At 70.1% G+C, this 16,945-nt stretch carries 13 protein-coding genes; 5 read left to right on the top strand and 8 right to left on the bottom strand.

Annotated elements, in window-relative coordinates; genetic code table 11:
• Positions 1-18: 18 nt before the first annotated feature.
• The gene (locus tag KS03_RS15215) at positions 19-4,032 is read right to left on the bottom strand and encodes a DUF3683 domain-containing protein (protein ID WP_015877003.1); all 4,014 of its coding nucleotides are present in this window, start codon (positions 4,030-4,032) and stop codon (positions 19-21) included.
• 495 nt (positions 4,033-4,527) lie between these two features.
• On the opposite strand from KS03_RS15215, the gene ilvA reads away from it, so the two are divergent.
• Entirely contained in the window at positions 4,528-6,051 is a 1,524-nt protein-coding gene (gene ilvA, locus KS03_RS15220; RefSeq protein WP_015877004.1) for a threonine ammonia-lyase, biosynthetic, read from the top strand.
• A gap of 17 nt (positions 6,052-6,068) precedes the next feature.
• Positions 6,069-6,893 carry an NADPH-dependent 7-cyano-7-deazaguanine reductase QueF gene (queF, locus tag KS03_RS15225; RefSeq protein WP_015877005.1) on the top strand — a complete coding sequence of 275 codons (825 nt, stop codon included), beginning with the start codon at positions 6,069-6,071 and terminating at the stop codon, positions 6,891-6,893.
• Between the two features lie 98 nt (positions 6,894-6,991).
• On the opposite strand, the gene KS03_RS15230 is transcribed toward queF, so the two are convergent.
• The 3 genes from KS03_RS15230 to KS03_RS15240 all read right to left on the bottom strand — a co-directional run bounded on the left by KS03_RS15230 (position 6,992) and on the right by KS03_RS15240 (position 9,879).
• The gene (locus tag KS03_RS15230; protein ID WP_015877006.1) at positions 6,992-7,378 is read right to left on the bottom strand and encodes a RidA family protein; all 387 of its coding nucleotides are present in this window, start codon (positions 7,376-7,378) and stop codon (positions 6,992-6,994) included.
• Positions 7,379-7,514: 136 nt separating this feature from the next.
• Positions 7,515-8,990 carry an N-acyl-D-amino-acid deacylase family protein gene (locus KS03_RS15235; RefSeq protein WP_015877007.1) on the bottom strand — a complete coding sequence of 492 codons (1,476 nt, stop codon included), beginning with the start codon at positions 8,988-8,990 and terminating at the stop codon, positions 7,515-7,517.
• A 1-nt stretch (position 8,991) separates the two neighbouring features.
• Positions 8,992-9,879, bottom strand: coding sequence for a MurR/RpiR family transcriptional regulator (locus tag KS03_RS15240; RefSeq protein WP_015877008.1), 888 nt, complete (start codon positions 9,877-9,879; stop codon positions 8,992-8,994).
• A gap of 212 nt (positions 9,880-10,091) precedes the next feature.
• Between KS03_RS15240 and KS03_RS15245 the strand changes: the two genes are divergently transcribed.
• Positions 10,092-11,372, top strand: coding sequence for an amino acid deaminase (locus tag KS03_RS15245; RefSeq protein ID WP_015877009.1), 1,281 nt, complete (start codon positions 10,092-10,094; stop codon positions 11,370-11,372).
• A gap of 161 nt (positions 11,373-11,533) precedes the next feature.
• Positions 11,534-12,115 carry a DJ-1/PfpI family protein gene (locus KS03_RS15250; protein WP_015877010.1) on the top strand — a complete coding sequence of 194 codons (582 nt, stop codon included), beginning with the start codon at positions 11,534-11,536 and terminating at the stop codon, positions 12,113-12,115.
• 50 nt (positions 12,116-12,165) lie between these two features.
• On the opposite strand, the gene KS03_RS15255 is transcribed toward KS03_RS15250, so the two are convergent.
• Together KS03_RS15255 and KS03_RS15260 are read right to left on the bottom strand one after the other, a co-directional pair.
• Entirely contained in the window at positions 12,166-12,645 is a 480-nt protein-coding gene (locus KS03_RS15255; protein WP_015877011.1) for a MarR family winged helix-turn-helix transcriptional regulator, read from the bottom strand.
• 92 nt (positions 12,646-12,737) lie between these two features.
• A complete protein-coding gene (locus KS03_RS15260) occupies positions 12,738-14,330 on the bottom strand; it encodes an MFS transporter (protein WP_015877012.1) in 1,593 nt (530 codons plus the stop codon).
• Positions 14,331-14,436: 106 nt separating this feature from the next.
• Between KS03_RS15260 and KS03_RS15265 the strand changes: the two genes are divergently transcribed.
• Positions 14,437-15,339, top strand: a complete 903-nt coding sequence (locus KS03_RS15265) for an EcsC family protein (RefSeq protein WP_015877013.1) — start codon at positions 14,437-14,439, stop codon at positions 15,337-15,339.
• Here KS03_RS15265 and KS03_RS15270 read toward each other — a convergent pair.
• The gene (locus KS03_RS15270) at positions 15,336-16,280 is read right to left on the bottom strand and encodes an alpha/beta hydrolase (RefSeq protein WP_035978994.1); all 945 of its coding nucleotides are present in this window, start codon (positions 16,278-16,280) and stop codon (positions 15,336-15,338) included. The genes KS03_RS15265 and KS03_RS15270 overlap by 4 nt on opposite strands.
• An 85-nt stretch (positions 16,281-16,365) precedes the next feature.
• Positions 16,366-16,800, bottom strand: a complete 435-nt coding sequence (locus tag KS03_RS15275; RefSeq protein WP_015877015.1) for a CHRD domain-containing protein — start codon at positions 16,798-16,800, stop codon at positions 16,366-16,368.
• Positions 16,801-16,945: the final 145 nt, after the last annotated feature.

Here is a 16,945-nt window from a genome sequence, read left to right on the forward strand (position 1 = left end):
GGTCGGACGCCTCCGAATTTACACCAGCACGCGCTCGATCCCGCCGTGGTTGGCGCGCGCCACATAGTCGGCCATCCAGTTCTCGCCCAGCAGGCTGCGCGCGATCTCGACCACGATGTAGTCGGCCTCGATGCCGGCATCCTCGTTGTAGCGCGACAGCCCCTGCAGGCACGACGGGCAGCTCGTCAGGATCTTCACGTCCGCCTGGCCCGCCACGGCCGCGCCGTCACCCGACACCACCGGTATGTTGCGCAGCCGCGCCGCCCCCTTGCGGATCTCCTCCTCCTTGCGGAAGCGGATCTGCGTCGACACGTCCGGCCGCGTGACCGCCAGCGTGCCCGACTCCCCGCAGCAGCGGTCGTTCTTGGCGATCCGGTAGCCGTCCCGCTCCGCGCCCATCAGCTCGTTGACCAGCTTGACCGGGTCCATTGTCTTGATCGGCGTGTGGCACGGGTCGTGGTACATGTAGCGCGTGCCCGTCACCCCCTCCAGTTTCATCCCCTTCTCGAGCAGGAACTCGTGGATGTCGATGATCCGGCAGCCCGGGAAGATCTTGTCGAATTCATAGCCGGCCAGCTGGTCGTAGCAGGTGCCGCACGACACCACCACCGTCTTGATGTCGAGATAATTCAGCGTGTTCGCCACGCGGTGGAACAGCACCCGGTTGTCGGTGACGATCTGCTCGGCCTTGTCGTACTGCCCCGAGCCGCGCTGCGGATACCCGCAGCAGAGGTAGCCCGGCGGCAGCACCGTCTGCACCCCGGCCTCCCACAGCATCGCCTGCGTGGCCAGACCGACCTGCGAGAACAGCCGCTCCGAGCCGCAGCCCGGAAAGTAGAACACCGCCTCCGAATCGACCGAGGTGGTCTTCGGGTTGCGGATGATCGGCACGATCTTGTTGTCCTCGATGTCCAGCAGCGCCCGCGCCGTCTTCTTCGGCAGGTTGCCCGGCATCTTCTTGTTCACGAAGTGGATCACCTGCTCGACCACCGGCGCCTTGCCGGTGGTCGCCGGCGGCCGCGCCGTCTGCTTCCTGGCCAGCGTCTTCAGCAGGTCGTTGGCCAGGCGCTGCGCCTTGTAGCCCACGCCCATCATCACGCTGCGCGCGGCGTTGATGGTCCGCGCATTGGTGGCGTTCAGGAAGAACATGCCCGCCGCCTGGCCCGGATTGAACTTCTTCTTGCCCATCTTGCGCAGCAGGTTGCGCATGTTCATCGTCACGTCGCCGAAGTCGATCTTGACCGGGCACGGCGTGGCGCACTTGTGGCAGACCGTGCAGTGATCGGCCACGTCGTTGAACTCGTCCCAGTGCTGGATCGACACGCCGCGCCGCGTCTGCTCCTCGTACAGGAACGCCTCGACCAGCAGCGAGGTCGCCAGTATCTTGTTGCGCGGGCTGTACAGCAGGTTCGCGCGCGGCACGTGCGTCGCGCAGACCGGCTTGCACTTGCCGCAGCGCAGGCAGTCCTTGACCGACTCGGCGATCGCGCCGATGTCGGACTGCTGCATGATCAGCGACTCGTAGCCCATCAGCCCGAAGCTCGGCGTATAGGCGTTGCGCAGGTCCGCCCCCTCCATCAGCTTGCCCTGGTTGAAGCGGCCGTGCGGATCGACGCGATGCTTGTACTCGCGGAATTCGCGCAGCTCCTCCTCGGTCAGGAATTCGAGCTTGGTGATGCCGATGCCGTGCTCGCCCGAGATCACGCCGTCGAGCGAGCGCGCGATCCGCATGATGCGCGCCACCGCGACGTGCGCGTCCTGCAGCATCTCGTAGTTGTCGGAATTGACCGGAATATTGGTGTGGACGTTGCCGTCGCCCGCGTGCATGTGCAGCGCCACGAACACGCGCCCGCGCAGCACCCGCTTGTGGATCGCCTGCGCCTCGTCGAGGATCGGCTTGAACGCCCCGCCGTTGAAGATCGCGCGCAGCTCCGCGCGCAGCTCCTGCTTCCACGACACGCGGATCGTGCGGTCCTGCATGATGTGGAATACCGTCGCCTCGGGCTGCGCGTCGGCGCGCGCGGCGAAGCCCGCCGCGAGCTTCCCGTGGCCGAGCTGCACGAGGTAGTGCTGCGCCTCGCGCAGCGGCATGTCGAGCCGCTCGCGCAGGAATTCCCAGCGCGCGCGCACCTGGCGCAGCAGTTCCAGCGCGTGCTGGACGCGGTCCTCGAGCAGTTCGGCGCTGGGGATCTCGTTGGCGTCGTCGCTCTTGCCAAGCGGCAGGTCCCCGGTGCGGAAGAACGCCTCGAGCGCCTCGAGCAGCTGCAGCTTGTTCTTGATCGACAGCTCGATGTTGATGCGCTCGATCGCGTCGGTGTACTCGCCCATCCGGTTCAGCGGGATCACGACGTCTTCGTTGATCTTGAACGCGTTGGTGTGCTTGGCGATCGCCGCGGTGCGGCTGCGGTCGAGCCAGAAGCGCTTGCGCGCCTCGGCGCTGACCGCCACGAAGCCCTCGCCGCTCTTGCCGTTGGCCATCCGGATCACCTCCGAGGTGGCCGCGGCCACCGCGTCGGCGTCGTCGCCGACGATGTCGCCGATCAGCACCATCTTCGGGAACGCATTGCGCTTGCTCTTGGTGGCATAGCCGACCGCGCGCAGGTAGCGCTCGTCCAGATGCTCCAGGCCGGCGAGGATCGCGCCGCCCTGCTTCGAGGTCTCGAACAGGTAGTCCTTGATCTCGACGATGCTCGGGATCGCCTCGCGCGCCTGGCCGAAGAATTCGAGGCAGACGGTGCGCGTGTGCGCGGGCATCTTGTGCAAGATCCAGCGCGCCGAGGTGATGAGCCCGTCGCAGCCCTCCTTCTGCACGCCCGGCAGGCCCGCCAGGAACTTGTCGGTGACGTCCTTGCCGAGCCCTTCCTTGCGAAAGCGCCGGCCCTCGATCTCGAGCATCTCGCTCTTGATCAGCTTCTCGCCCGGCGCGTGGGCGCCGTCGAACCATTTCAGCTCGAAGCGCGCGAGCGCGACGTCGTGGATCTTGCCCTGATTGTGCTCCTGGCGCGTGACCTCGAGCCAGTTGCCGTCCGGATCGACCATCCGCCACCAGGCCAGGTTGTCGAGCGCGGTGCCCCACAGCACGGCCTTCTTGCCGCCCGCGTTCATCGCCACGTTGCCGCCGATGCACGACGCGTCGAGCGAGGTCGGATCGACCGCGAACACGTAGCCGGCCGCCTCGGCCGCCTCGGTCACGCGGCGCGTGACGACGCCCGCGCCGGAGAAGATGGTCGGCACCTTGTGCGCGACGCCGGGCAGCTCGGTCAGCTCGACCGCGCCGAGCTGCTCGAGCTTCTCGGTGTTGATCACGGCCGAGAACGGCGTGAGCGGCACCGCGCCGCCCGTGTAGCCGGTGCCGCCGCCGCGCGGGATCACGGTCAGGCCCAGCTCGATGCAGGCTTTCACGAGCGCGGCGATCTCCGCCTCGGTGTCGGGCGTGAGGATCACGAACGGGTATTCGACGCGCCAGTCGGTGGCGTCGGTCACGTGCGAGACGCGCGCCAGCCCGTCGAAGCGGATGTTGTCCTTCTGCGTGCAGCGGCCGAGCGCCTTGGTGGCGCGGCGGCGCAGCTCGGCCATCTGCTCGAACTCGCGCGCGAACGCGTCGACCGCGCCGCGCGCGGCCACCGTCAGCAGCGCCACGCGCGAGGCGCGGTCGTGGCCCGCGTCGTCGTCGTGCGTGCTGAGGTCGGCCTGGCGCCGCTTGTCGATCTCGGCGAGCCGGTGGTTCAGCGCGTCCACCAGCATCTGGCGCCGCTTCGGGTTGTCGAGCAGGTCGTCCTGCAGGTACGGGTTGCGACGCACCACCCAGATGTCGCCGAGCACTTCGTACAGCATGCGCGCCGAGCGGCCGGTACGGCGCTCCCCGCGCAGCTCGTCGAGCGCCGCCCAGGCTGGCTCGCCCAGCAGGCGGATCACGATCTCGCGATCCGAGAAGGAGGTGTAGTTGTACGGGATCTCGCGCAAGCGCGGCTTCAGGTCGGCGGCGACGGCGGCAGCCGCGCCATGCGGATCGAAAACTTGTGGTGCGTTCATGGTTCGGACAGTTCGGAAGGCCGGCCGTGCGCGGGAGGCACGACACCGGCATGCGCTCGGTGCGCGGATCTGGGGAAAACCTTCTGTTACCAGGCGTGGGGCTGCCTGGCGGAGCTCGGAGCCATCAGCACGATCGCGCGCAGTGCGCATGCCGGACCGCCGCGGGACAGGCCGCGCGCGGGGAAGGCATCAAATGGGCAATCCGGAACTGCCGTTGCATCTTCCGATCCTTGATTCAAAACAGAATTCTAACCCAGGATGGGCGCCGGCGTGAGCGCCCGACGCGCCCGGCGCGGCCCGTCCGGGGCGGCACTGCGAGAATGGGTAGGTGCCCGGCGGACCGCTTCGCCATCCCGTCTCTCGTCGGCAGCGCAGCCCGGCTTGCCGCCCGTGCGGCCGGTCAACGGGCCAGCCGGCCCGCCGGGCCGGGGTTGGCGCTAAAATCCCGACTTTCCCCGCTTATCTGGCGCGCCGGTCGATACCCGCGCGACCGTCATGGCTGCTCACGATTACCTGAAGAAGATCCTCACCGCGCGCGTCTACGACGTGGCGGTCGAAACCGCGCTTGAGGCGGCCCGCAACCTGTCCGCGCGCGTGCGCAACCGCGTGCTGCTCAAGCGCGAGGACAACCAGCCGGTGTTCTCGTTCAAGCTGCGCGGCGCCTACAACCGCATGGCCCAGCTGGGCGCCGACGCGCTCGCGCGCGGCGTGATCACCGCCTCGGCCGGCAACCACGCCCAGGGCGTCGCGTTCTCGGCCGCGCGCCTGGGCGTGAAGGCGGTGATCGTGGTGCCGGTCACCACCCCGCAGGTCAAGGTCGACGCGGTGCGCGCGCACGGCGGGCCGACCGTCGAGGTGATCCAGGCCGGCGAATCGTTCAGCGACGCCTATGCCCACGCGCTCGAGCTGCAGCGCCAGCGCGAGCTGACCTTCGTGCACCCGTTCGACGATCCCGAGGTGATCGCCGGCCAGGGCACCGTGGCGATGGAAGTGCTGCGCCAGCACCAGGGGCCGATCCACGCGATCTTCGTGCCGATCGGCGGCGGCGGGCTCGCGGCCGGCGTGGCCGCCTACGTGAAGGCGGTGCGCCCGGAGATCCGCGTGATCGGGGTGCAGACCGAGGACTCCTGCGCGATGGCGAAGTCGATCCGCGCCGGCGAGCGCGTGATGCTCGCCGAGGTGGGCCTGTTCTCGGACGGCACGGCCGTGAAGCAGGTCGGCGAGGAAACGTTCCGGCTCTGCCGCGCGCTGCTCGACGAGGTGATCACGGTGGACACCGACGCGCTGTGCGCGGCGATCAAGGACGTGTTCCAGGACACGCGCAGCGTGCTGGAGCCGGCCGGCGCGCTGGCCGTGGCGGGCGCCAAGCGCTACGCGGCGCGCACCGGCATCGAGGGCGAGACGCTGGTGGCGATCACCTCGGGCGCCAACATGAACTTCGACCGGATGCGCTTCGTGGCCGAGCGCGCCGAGGTGGGCGAGGCGCGCGAGGCGGTGTTCGCGGTGACGATCCCCGAGGAGCGCGGCAGCTTCCGGCGCTTCTGCGAGCTGGTGGGCGAGCGCAGCGTGACGGAGTTCAACTACCGGATCGCCGACGAGCGCGCCGCGCACATTTTCGTGGGCGTGCAGATCCGGCGCCGCGAGGAATCGGCCGAGATCGCGGCGAACTTCGGCGCGCACGGCTTCGAGGCGGCCGACCTGACCGGCGACGAGCTGTCGAAGGATCACATTCGCTACATGGTGGGCGGGCGCTCGCCGCTCTCGCGCGACGAGCGGCTGTTCCGCTTCGAGTTTCCGGAGCGCCCGGGCGCGCTGATGAAGTTTCTCTCGGCGATGGCGCCGAACTGGAACATCAGCCTGTTCCACTACCGCAACCAGGGCGCGGACTACAGCTCGATCCTGGTCGGGCTGCAGGTGCCCGGCGCCGATCACGCCACGTTCGACCGGTTCCTGGCCGCGCTCGGCTATCCCTATCACGAAGAGACCGCGAACCCGGCCTACCGGCTGTTCCTGGCGTAATTGCAGAGAGACGCTCGATGACTCCCGAACATTCCCCGCTCGGCAAGGCCGCCGTCTACACGACCGACTACGACGCCGCGCTGCTGTTTCCGATCCCGCGCGCCGCTGCGCGCGAGCAGATCGGCATCGGCGCCACGCTGCCGTTCTTCGGCACCGACATCTGGAACGCCTACGAACTGTCGTGGCTCACCCCGCGCGGCAAGCCGCAGATCGCGGTGGCGACCTTCCTGGTGCCGGCCGATTCGCCGAACATCGTCGAATCGAAGTCGTTCAAGCTCTATCTCGGCTCGTTCGCGCAGACCGCGTTCGATTCGGCCGACGCGGTGCGCGACACGCTGAAGCGCGACGTGTCGGCCGCCTGCGGCGCGAGCGTGGCAGTGCAGCTGGCCTCGCCGTCCGGGTTCGCGAAGCTGAAGCTCGAGGAACTCGCCGGCCTGTCGCTCGACCGGCTCGATCTCGACACCGACGTCTATCATCCGGACCCGACGCTGCTGTCGGCCTCGCACGACGAGTCGCCGGTCGAGGAAACGCTGGTATCGGACCTGCTCAAGTCGAACTGCCCGGTCACGGGCCAGCCCGACTGGGGCAGCGTGCAGATCCATTACGTCGGCGCGCCGATCGACCACGCGGGGCTGCTGCGCTACCTGATTTCGTTTCGCAACCACACGGGCTTTCACGAGCAGTGCGTCGAGCGGATCTTCGTCGATGTCCTGCGCGAATGCCGGCCGCTGAAGCTGGCCGTCTACGCGCGCTACACGCGCCGCGGCGGGCTCGACATCAACCCGTTCCGCACCAACTTCAACCAGCCGCTGCCCGACAACGCGCGCACCGCGCGGCAGTAAACGCGGCGGCGGGGCGCGCTCGAAACGACCAACGCGGCAAGCCGGGCGCCGGTGCCCGCCTTGCCGCATTGGTGATCGGCAAGGGCCCGCCGCGCCGCCTACTTGACGGGCGGCTTGTAGGCGATGCAATCCACCTCGACCTTGCAGTCGATCACCATGCTCGACTGCACGCAGGCACGCGCCGGCGGATGCTCGCCGAAATACGACACGAACACCTTGTTGAACGAGGCGAAATCGCGCGCGTCGTCGAGCCAGACGCCGCAGCGCACGACGTGCTCGACGCCGTAGCCGGCATCCTTCAGGATCGCGAGCAGGTTCTCGATCGCCTGCTTCGACTGCGTGACGATGCCGCCCTCGACCACCTCGCCGTTCAGCATCGGCGTCTGTCCCGACACGTACAGCCAGCCGTCGGCTTCCACCGCCCGCGCGAACGGCATCACCTGGCCGCCCGTTCCCTTCGCATCGCCCACACCGTAACGCTTCATCGTCTTCTCCTTCGGTTTGCTGGTTCGGGCCGCGCCGGCACGGCACGGCCGCCTTACCCGGCGCCGCAGCCGCGCGCCGGCCATGGTTCGGGCCGAGTTCGCGCCCGCCGCGGCGCGCGAACCCGGCATCACGTCCTCAGAACGCGTCGTCCGGCACCGCGCGCGCGCCGCGCGGCACGAAGCGGCCCGCGCGCGCGCCGGTCGGCGCGCCGTCGCGATACGACAGCACGCCGTTCACCCACACCGCCTCGATGCCGCGCGCCGGCTGCTGCGGACGCTCGAACGACGCGGCGTCGATCACCGTGTCGGGATCGAACAGCACCAGGTCGGCGTGGTAGCCGACGTGCACCTCGCCGCGCTGTCCGAGCCCGAAGCGGCGCGCCGTCAGCGAACTCATCTTGCGCACCGCCTCGGCGAGCGGCAGCAGCTGCTGGTCGCGCGCGTAATGGCCGAGCACGCGCGGGAACGCGCCCCAGAGCCGCGGATGCGGCAGCGGATCGTTCGGCAGCCCGTCCGAGCCGATCATGGTGGCCGGATGCGAGAGGATCCGGCGCACGTCGTCCTCGGACATGTTGTGATAAACGGCGCCGGCCGGCTGCAGCCGGCGCGCCGCGTCCTGCTCGCTCACGCCCCATGCGGCGGCGATCGCGGCGAGGGTCTTGCCGGCCATTTCCGGATGCGGCTCGGACCAGGTGAGGGTGATCACGATGTCGCCCGTTACCTGCTTCAGGTCGAGCGTCGACGAGCTGCGGCTGTACGGATAGCAGTCGCAGCCCACCGGCTGCAGCGCGCGCGCTCGGTCGAGCGAGGCCAGCACCTCGGCGCTGCGCCCCCAGTTCGCCGGCCCCGCGCATTTCAGGTGCGAGATCACCACCGGCACGCGCGCGTGGCGCCCCACGCGGCAGGCCTCCTCCATCGCGTCGAGGATCGCGTCGAACTCGGTGCGCATGTGGGTGGTGTAGAGCGCGCCGGCACGCGCGAGCGGCTCGGCCAGCGCCATCACCTCCTCCACCGGCGCCGCGAAGGCCGAGCCGTAGGCGAGCCCCGAGCTCAGGCCGAGCGCGCCGTGCGCGAGCGCCTCCTCGAGCTGCGCGCGCATCGCGGCGATCTCGTCGGCGCTGGCCGCGCGCTCGAGCCGGTCCATCTGATTGTTGCGCAGCGCGGTGTGGCCCACCAGCGCCGCGACGTTGACGGCCGGCCGGGCCGCGTCGACGGCCGCGACATACGACGCGAAGCTCGGGTAGCGGAACGCGTCGCGCTCGCCGAGCAGGTTCATCGGGTCGGGCGGATCGCCGCGCAGCGCGACCGGCGCGGCGCTAATCCCGCAGTTGCCGACCACCACCGTGGTCACGCCCTGCGAGATCTTAGGCAGCATCTGCGGCGCGCGGATCACGTGCGTGTCGTCGTGGGTGTGGACGTCGATGAAGCCGGGCGCGAGCGCGCGGCCGTTCGCCTCGATCACGTCCTCGGCGAGCCAGTTCGACAGGTTGCCGACGGCGGCGACGCGCCCGTCGCGGATCGCGACGTCGCGCGGCACGGGCGGCGCGCCGGTGCCGTCGTAGAGCTGCGCGTCGACGATCAGCGTATCGGCGGCTTCGGGATGGGAATGCATGTCAGTCTCCGAGGGGTTGTCGGTCGCCGCCGCCGCGGTGCAGGTCGAGCGCGTGCTTCATGCGGCGCAGCGTCTCGCGGCATCCGTCACCGAGCCGCAGCGCGACCTCGGTGACGAGCACGTCGAGCGCCATCATCATCGCGTAGCGCGAGGTGGACGGCTTGAAGATGAAATCGGTCTCGAAGGCGACCACCGGGATCAGGTCGTCGGCCAGCTTCGCGAGCGGCGAGGCCGGCGCCGTCAGCGCGATCACGCGCGCGCCGTAGCGCTTGGCGAGCGCGCAGCTGTCGAGCAGCTCGGGAACGCGCCCGGTCACCGACAACGCGACGATGACACATTCATCCGTCATCGTACTGGCCACCATCCGCTGCAGCAGCGCGTCCTGATAGCTCGCGACCGGACGCCCGAAGCGCACCAGCCTGAAGCGCAGCTCGTCGGCCAGCGCGGTCGACCCGCCGCCCTGGCCGTACACGTAGATCATCCGCGCGCCGGCCAGCGCGGCCGCGGCCGCGTCGAACGCGGTCTGCCGCAACAGCGCATGATGGTGCTCGAGCGTGACGCGCACCTCGTCGTAGACGCGCGTGGCGCTTGCCGACTCGTCGGGCCGCCCGCCCGCGGGCGCCAGAAAGCGCCGGCCGACCGCGGCCGCCTGCGCGAGCCGCAGCTTGAGCTCGCGCACGTCACGGCAGCCCACCGCCTTCGCGAAACGCGTGACGGTGGCGATGCTGACGTCGGCCTGCGCGGCGATCTCGCCGATGCTCGCGTGCGCGGCACCGGCCAGATCGTCGAGGATCCGCGCAGCCACCTTGCGCTCCGCGTCGCGCAGCGCCGGCGCGCATTCGGCGATCCGCGCGACGATGTCGAACGCGAGCTGGCCGGTGGCCGGCACGGGCAGGGGCGCCGCCCCGTCGAGCGCAGCGGGTGCGTCGGGCGGGGCGCCGGCATCGGGCGCGTCGGCATGGGTCGGGGCGGATCGGGTCACGGCGGATCGGGCGGAACGGGGCGCCTGTTAGGAAATAACATAACCGGGCGGATGCTACTTTCTGTACTATCCTTGCGTCAACTTCGATTCAAATAAGACAAGCGATGGAGTATTCGAAGATGAAAGTTACAAACTATCAGGAAGCGGCGATCCAGCCCCTCGGCAAGGGACTCGGCCGCGTGCCGAGCGCGAGCGTGCCGCTGTCGGACGCCGCGCGGTTGGAATGGAACCTGCTGGACGAGGATGTCAGCCTGCCCGCCGCGGTGCTGTACGCGGACCGTGTCGAGCACAACCTGAAGTGGATGCAGGCGTTCGTCGCCGAATACGGCGTGAAGCTGGCGCCGCACGGCAAGACCACCATGGCGCCGCAGTTGTTCCGCCGCCAGATCGAGACGGGCGCCTGGGGCATCACGCTCGCCACCGCCCATCAGACGCGCGCCGCCTATCAGGGCGGCGTGCGCCGCGTGCTGCTGGCCAACCAGCTGGTCGGCAAGCACAACATGGCGATCGTGGCCGAGCTGCTGTCGGACCCGGAGTTCGAGTTCTTCTGCCTTGTCGATTCGGCCGACAACGTCGATCAGCTCGGCCGCTATTTCGCGGCCGTCCACCGCCCGCTGCAGGTGCTGCTCGAACTCGGCGTGCCGGGCGGGCGCACCGGCGTGCGCGACGCACGGCAGCGCGCCGCCGTGCTGGAGGCGATCGCGCGCCACGCCGGCACGATCCGGCTTGCCGGCATCGAGGTCTACGAAGGGGTGCTGAAGGAAGAAGCCGGCGTGCGCGCGCTCCTGAAGGAAGCGGTGGCGCTTGCGCGCGAATTCGCGGCCGAAGGCCGTTTCGCGCGCACGCCGGCGGTGCTCTCGGGCGCCGGCTCGGCCTGGTACGACGTGGTCGCCGACGAGTTCGCGCAGGCCGCCGCCGACGGCACCGTCGAGGTGGTGCTGCGCCCGGGCTGCTACCTGACGCACGATGTCGGCGTCTATCGCCGCGCGCAGGACGAGATCCTCGCGCGCAATCCGGTGGCCCGGCGCATGGGCGAGGCGCTCAAGCCCGCGTTGCAGCTGTGGGCCTACGTGCAGTCGATTCCCGAGCCGGACCGCGCGATCATCACGCTCGGCAAGCGCGACGCCGCGTTCGACGCCGGCTATCCGGAGCCGGCACGCCACTTCCGCCCCGGCAGCGGCACCACGCCGCGCGATGTCACGCCGGCCGACGGCTGGGAAGTGACGGGCATGATGGACCAGCACGCCTACCTGAAGATCGCCGTCGGGGCCGACGTGAAGGTCGGCGACATGATCGCGTTCGACATCTCGCATCCGTGCCTGACGTTCGACAAGTGGCGGCAGATCCTCGTCGTCGATGCCGACTACCGCGTCACCGAAGTGATCGAGACGTTCTTCTGACACCTTGCGGGCGGGCGGCGCCGGCCGCCCGCCAAGTTGGCCGCCGGGCCGGCCCGGCGCCTCGCGCGGCGGGCCGTTGCCGGCCACGCCCGACCGTCATGGTGGCGAACCGCTGCGAGGCGTACACTGCCCGCTCCCGTCCTCAACCTGCGGAGCACACGATGGCAGCCAAGCAGATCCTCTTCCTCACCGGCGATTTCGCCGAAGATTACGAAACGATGGTGCCGTTCCAGGCGCTGCAGGCGATCGGTCATACCGTGCACGCGGTCTGCCCGGGCAAGCGCGCCGGCGACAAGGTGAAGACGGCGATCCACGACTTCGAGGGCGACCAGACCTATACCGAGAAGCCCGGCCATCTGTTCACGCTGAACGCGCACTTCGACGAGGTCGAGGCCTCGCGCTACGACGCGCTGATGATCGCCGGCGGCCGCGCGCCGGAATACCTGCGCCTGAATCCGCAGGTGATCGCGCTGGTGCGCGCATTCGTCGACGCGAACAAGCCGGTGGCCGCGGTCTGCCACGGCGCGCAGCTGCTCGCGGCGGCCGAGGTGATCCGCGGCAAGCGGATCTCGGCCTACCCGGCCTGCGCGCCCGAAGTGCGGCTGGCCGGCGGCGAATACGCGGAAATCCCGGTGGACGCGGCCGTCACCGACGCGCCGTTCGTCACGGCGCCTGCCTGGCCCGCTCATCCGGCCTGGATCGCGCAGTTCCTGGCGCTGCTCGGCACCCGCATCGAACTGTAGGCGGCCGCGCGGCGCGGTGGACGAAACCGGGACACCGCGTGGCCCGCGGCTCAGAGCGCCGAGCGCCGGCGCGCGGCCTCGCCGGTTTCCGCCGCGGCGGCGCTGCCGACCTCGGCGATGCGCGCCTCGAGCAGCGTGAGCGCCGCCGACAGCGCGCTCAGCGCATCGTCGGGCAGCGCCGACATCGTCTCGTCGAGAAACGCGGCGCGGCGCGGCATGCACTCGTCGAACGCCTCGCGACCGGCGGCGGTCAGCGTCACGTTGGTCACGCGGTTGTCGCGCGGATCGGAGGCGCGCGCGATCCAGCCCAGCGCCTCGAGCGATTTCAGTTGCCGCGTGAGCGCGCCGGGATCGGTGCGCAACAGCTCGACGAGCCGCTTTTGCGAGGCGGTGCCGCGCTCGTCATGCAGCGCGAGCAGGATCCGCCAGCGCGGCATCGGCTGGCCGACATGGGCCTCGAACGCGGCAAGGAACGCGCGATAGGTCCGGCCGAATTGCTGAAGAATCGCGACGTGGTCTTGGGCTTCCATGATTCAGAACGATGACGGGTGAATGACGCGGACCGGCCTCGCGGGCGGACCGGCGCGGGCGGCGCTTGGCGCGCGGGCGCCGGCCGCGCCGCTCACTCGGCGACGACGGTCGGCTCGAGCTTGCCGCGCAGCCGGATCGGCGGCACGCGGCAACTCTGCCAGATCGCCAGCACCGCCACGGCCGCGCCGATCCCGATGCCGAGGTGGATCGCCGCGACCAGCGACGCGCGCGCGGCCTCGAGCAGTTGCGCGCCGGGATGGCCCTGCCCCACCAGCTCGGCGACGACGCGCGTCTGCGCGGCGCGATCGATCAGGATCTGCGGGTCGGCCAGCCGCGCGAACCAGCGCTGCGCATGCTCGGCGCCGAGCGCATCACGCACCCCGCCCGCATAGACCTGGCCGACGAGCGTGCCGGTCAGCGCGGTGCCGATCATACCGCCAACCATGCGCAGCGATTGCAACAGCGCGGTGGCGATGCCCAGATGCCCGCGCCCGGCCGTCTGCTGCGCGAACACGGTCAGGTTCGGCAGCACGAAGCCGAGCCCGATGCCGCCCGCCACCATGATCACGAGCAGCAGCCACTGCGGCGTGACACGCGAGGACAGCGCGATGCCGGTGCAGGCCAGCGCGAGCAGCGCGAAGCCGGCGGGCAGCATCGCGTTCGGGCTCGGAATGCGCGTGATGATCCGGCCGTTCACGATGCTGCCGATCGTGATGAACACCACCAGCGGCGTGATCACCACGCCGGCCGCCTTCGGCGACATCCCGAAGCCGCCCTGGAACAGCAGCGGCGCGAAAAACAGCAGCGAGAACATCGAGAAGCCGGCCAGGATCGCGAGCCAGAACAGCATCGCCAGCGAGCGGTTGCGGAACAGGTCGGCCGGCAGCAGCGCGTGCTCGATGCGACGCTCCCAGCGCCAGAGCAGCAGGCAGGCCAACGCCGCCACCGCCAACAGTGCGGCCGGCCAGCCGAGGAAGCCGCGCGGCAGCCATTCGACGAACAGCTGGAACGCGCCGAGCGCGAGCGCGATCAGCAGCGCGCCGGGCCAGTCGAGCCGCATCCTGCCGGCCTGCTGGACATGGCGCAGATGCGGCAGATAGCGGATCACGAAGTACAGCGACAGCAGCCCGAACGGCAGGTTCACGTAGAACACCGAGCGCCAGCCCCAGAACTGCGTCAGGAATCCGCCGAGCGACGGCCCGATCGCGTTCGCGATGCCGAACGCGGTGCTGATCAGCACCTGCCAGCGCAGCCGCACCACCGACTCGGGAAACAGGTCGGGCACGCAGGCGAACGCGGTGCCCACCAGCATCCCGCCGCCGACGCCCTGCAGCACGCGCGCAACCACCAGAAAGCGCATGCTGCCGGCCATCCCGCACAGCACCGAGGCCGCCGTAAACATCACGATCGAGACGATCACGAACGGCTTGCGGCCGTAATGGTCGCCGAGCCGGCCGAAGATCGGCACCGTGACCACCGACGACAGCAGGTACGAGGTGGCGACCCAGGCGTAGAGATCGAAGCCGTGCAACTCGGCCACGATGGTCGGCAGCGCGGTGCCGACCACGGTCTGGTCGAAGGCCACCAGCATGGTGACGAACGAGATGCCGAGCATCGCGAGCAGCGATTCCCGAAACGGCAGGACTTGCCCACTCGAATGGTGGGCCGCGGTATGGACGACCATCTTTTGCTTGCACAATGTTTGACATGTCAACGATTCGAAATGATAGCATGCGCAGAATGCCGCAAGCTTGGTGAAGCGCTGGCTTCACTCATCTCACGGGAGGGATATGGAACCGAATTTCGACGCCACCGGCATCCCCTTGTCCGAGCCGTCGCCCGCCGCGGCCCTGGCGCCCGCCGATCTCGACACGCTGCGGCGCGCCCGGACCACGCTCGAGAGCCCGTCGCTGACGATGAAGCTGACCAGCGTGGTGGGCGCGCCGGTCGAGAAGATGATCACGAAACTGCCCGGCTTCGCCACCGACAAGATCAACGACGCCACCGAAACCGCGCTGCGCAAATGCCTGCAGCTGGCGCTGCGCACGCTCGGCAAGCCGGGCGCCGCGATGGACGCGGAGCATGCGCCCGACAAGCCGAGCAACTTCCTGCACAAGCTCGCGGTGGCCACAACCGGCGCGGCGGGCGGCGCGTTCGGCCTGTTCGCGCTGCCGGTCGAGCTGCCGGTCACGACCACGCTGATGTTTCGCTCGATCTGCGATATCGCGCGCAGCGAGGGAGAGGACCTGACCACGGTCGACACGCAGTTGCAGTGCCTCGCCGTGCTCGGCATGGGCGGCGGCTTCGCCAGCCCGGGCACGACCGGCGGCGGCCAGGATCCAGGGCAGGCCGAGCGCGATGCCGACTTCGGCTATTTCGTGCTGCGCGGCGCGCTCGCGCAGGCGGTGTCGAAGGCCTCGTCCGAGATGGCGTCGAAGGGCTTCGCCACGCACGGCTCGGCCGCGCTGCTGCGCTTCGTGCAGGCGATCGCGTCGCGCTTCTCGGCGCAGGTCACCGAGCAGATCGCCGCGAAGTCGATCCCGGCGCTCGGCGCGGTGCTCGGTGCGACCGTCAACACGCTGTTCATCGACCACTTCCAGCAGGCCGCGCACGCCCACTTCGCGATCCGGCGGCTCGAACGCCGCTATGGCCAGGCGGCAGTCGAGGCCGCCTACCGCACGCTCTCGATCTAGGCCGCCACCGGCGCCGGCTGCGCCGCGCGCTCGACCAGACGACGTCCGAACGCGGCGGCCTGATCGAGCGCGCGGCTCGCCTCGGGCATGAACGGCACGGCCATCTGCCAGACGTGCGGCATGCCGGGCCAGATCTGCAGTTCGGTAGCGACGCCGGCCGCCTGTGCGCGCTCGGCGAAGCGGCGCGAATCGTCGAGCAGCACTTCGGTGCTGCCGACCTGGATCAGCAGCGGCGGCAGCCCGGCCGGATCGGCATAGAGCGGGGACAGGTAGGGATCGGTGGGACTGGCGCCGCCGATATACAGGCGCGCGGCACGGCCCAGCGCCGCCCCGGAGAACATCGGATCAAGGCCGTCGTTGCTGCGCAGCGTGTCGCCCGTCGCGGCCAGATCCGTCCATGGCGAAAACAGCAGCGCGCCGGCCGGCAGGGGCGCGCCGCGATCACGCAGTGCGACCAGCAGCGCGAGCGCGAGGCCGCCGCCCGCCGAGTCGCCGCCGATCAGGATCGAGGCCGGTTCGACGCCCGCCTCGAGCAGCGCGGCATAGGCGGCGAGTGCGTCGTCGTGCGCGGCCGGGAACGGATGCTCGGGCGCGAGCCGGTAATCGACCGAGAACGAGCGCGCGCCGAGCTTGCGGCTCAGCGCGAACACCAGCGGGCGATGCGTGGCCGGCGAGCAGAAATAGTAGCCGCCGCCGTGGAAATACAGCAGCGTCGGCGTCGCACGGCCGTCGGCCGGCTCGAGCCATTCGCCCCGCGGCGAGCCGTCGGCCCGCGCGCCGCCGGACTCGCGCAGCCGCCAGCCGGCGGGCGGGCGCGTGGGCAGCACCCGCCGGCGCGCCGCCAGCACGCGCGCCTGCGTCACGTCGATCACGGGCGAGAGCGTCTTCGGACGGATCTGCCGGCGCAACAGCCAGCAGGCGAAGGTGGATTGCCAACTCATCGATCCTCCTGCGGAGCGCGGGACGAATGGTTCATGTGCCGGACGCGTGAGACGCCCGCCCGGCCTGGAAGGCGGCCGCGGCGCCTCAGTTGGCCGGTTCGACCTGGCCGCGGATCTCGCCGGACGGATGCGCCCTGGTGTGGATGTTGAAGTACCACTTGCCCGCCATCAGCTCGGTCACCTGCTGATCGTCGAGTGTCGCCGATCCCTTGATCGGGCTCGCGAGCGCATCCTTCGCGATCGGCACCTGGACCGCCGCGTTCTGCCCCACCGGCGCCGGGCCGTGGAAGTGCGCGGCGGTTGCCGGGCCGCTCAGGCCGCCGTAGGTGACGGTCCAGGCCAGCGTGTGGGTGGCCGTGTCGAACGTCGCGGTCAACATGCCGGAGCCGCGGGTCGCCGTTGGCGGCACCTCGCTCGACGGCTGCAGGTTCGCCACCAGCCTCGCCGTCTCGGCATGCGCCGCCGCGCTGACCAGCACGCCGGCCAGCAGACCCGTCTTCACGATACGCAGGATTCCCATCGGCATCTCCTTGTACGGTTGGATCACCCGCCGGCGGCGCACCGCGCTCGCCGGCTGATGCGATGGTAGACGATCGGGGCGGATCGCGCGCGCCGAGGCGCGCCGCTCGCCGAAAATGCGGCGGCGGTGACGGCCGCCGCCTTCG

Origin of the sequence: Burkholderia glumae LMG 2196 = ATCC 33617 (assembly GCF_000960995.1) — a bacterium.
Taxonomy (GTDB): domain Bacteria; phylum Pseudomonadota; class Gammaproteobacteria; order Burkholderiales; family Burkholderiaceae; genus Burkholderia; species Burkholderia glumae.

Bases quoted from the DNA above. Each gene is read 5' to 3' on its own strand.
- KS03_RS15250 (WP_015877010.1), top strand. From the start codon at position 11,534: ATGGCAGCCAAGCAGATCCTCTTCCTCACCGGCGATTTCGCCGAAGAT.
- KS03_RS15215 (WP_015877003.1), bottom strand. From the start codon at position 4,032: ATGAACGCACCACAAGTTTTCGATCCGCATGGCGCGGCTGCCGCCGTC.
- KS03_RS15255 (WP_015877011.1), bottom strand. From the start codon at position 12,645: ATGGAAGCCCAAGACCACGTCGCGATTCTTCAGCAATTCGGCCGGACC.
- ilvA (WP_015877004.1), top strand. From the start codon at position 4,528: ATGGCTGCTCACGATTACCTGAAGAAGATCCTCACCGCGCGCGTCTAC.
- queF (WP_015877005.1), top strand. From the start codon at position 6,069: ATGACTCCCGAACATTCCCCGCTCGGCAAGGCCGCCGTCTACACGACC.
- KS03_RS15245 (WP_015877009.1), top strand. From the start codon at position 10,092: ATGAAAGTTACAAACTATCAGGAAGCGGCGATCCAGCCCCTCGGCAAG.
- KS03_RS15260 (WP_015877012.1), bottom strand. From the start codon at position 14,330: ATGGTCGTCCATACCGCGGCCCACCATTCGAGTGGGCAAGTCCTGCCG.
- KS03_RS15270 (WP_035978994.1), bottom strand. From the start codon at position 16,280: ATGAGTTGGCAATCCACCTTCGCCTGCTGGCTGTTGCGCCGGCAGATC.
- KS03_RS15265 (WP_015877013.1), top strand. From the start codon at position 14,437: ATGGAACCGAATTTCGACGCCACCGGCATCCCCTTGTCCGAGCCGTCG.
- KS03_RS15275 (WP_015877015.1), bottom strand. From the start codon at position 16,800: ATGGGAATCCTGCGTATCGTGAAGACGGGTCTGCTGGCCGGCGTGCTG.
- KS03_RS15230 (WP_015877006.1), bottom strand. From the start codon at position 7,378: ATGAAGCGTTACGGTGTGGGCGATGCGAAGGGAACGGGCGGCCAGGTG.
- KS03_RS15235 (WP_015877007.1), bottom strand. From the start codon at position 8,990: ATGCATTCCCATCCCGAAGCCGCCGATACGCTGATCGTCGACGCGCAG.